1 protein-coding gene is annotated in these 696 nt (G+C 42.0%); it reads left to right on the top strand.

The genetic code is table 11. From position 1 onward, the window contains the following. Window positions 1-226: 226 nt before the first annotated feature. Window positions 227-696, top strand: a 470-nt coding sequence (locus tag ACS8FD_RS20765) for a fatty acid desaturase (RefSeq protein ID WP_439277260.1), incomplete at its 3' end; no start/stop codon positions are given.

Below are 696 nucleotides of genomic sequence, written 5' to 3'. Positions count from 1 at the left end.
GCTTAAAGGCTTACGTTTCGCTATCAAATCTGGTGACAGCATTTTGGATAACGCAACCACTCAGGTTGGACGTTTTAAAACGTGGTTTGATAATAACAAAGCGAAAGCTGCGCTTGATGAGCAGCCTACCGCAAAACGTAACTATACAAAAACTGCTAAGCAAAATGACGTCACTACAAGTAACCATACTCTTGATTTACAAGAGCTTGAATTTAAAAAAGCGCCTATCAATTGGATACCGGCGACTATACTAGTAGCGACTCCTATTGCTGCTGCTGTCATTACTCCATGGTATTTGTTTACCCATCAAGTAAGCGCGCCTGTCTGGGGTGTTTTTGGTGCTTTTATGGTATGGACAGGCATTAGTATTACTGCAGGTTATCATCGCTTGCTGTCGCATCGTGCTTACAAAGCGCATCCAGTGGTAAAAAACTTTTTACTACTAGGTTCAACGCTAGCAGTACAAGGCTCTGCATTTGACTGGGTCTCAGGTCACCGTACCCATCATCGCCATGTTGATGATCGTATAGAAGACCCTTATTCAGCCAAACGTGGTTTTTGGTTCAGTCATATCGGCTGGATGCTACGTAATTATCCAAGTGGTAAGTTTGACTATAAAAACATTCCAGACTTAACTAAAGACAAAGTCCTTCAAATTCAGCATAAGTATTATGGTCTTTGGGTACTAGCAGCCAA

This window comes from Psychrobacter sp. 1U2, assembly GCF_051847575.1.
This window is presented reverse-complemented; position numbering and strand designations above follow the sequence as displayed.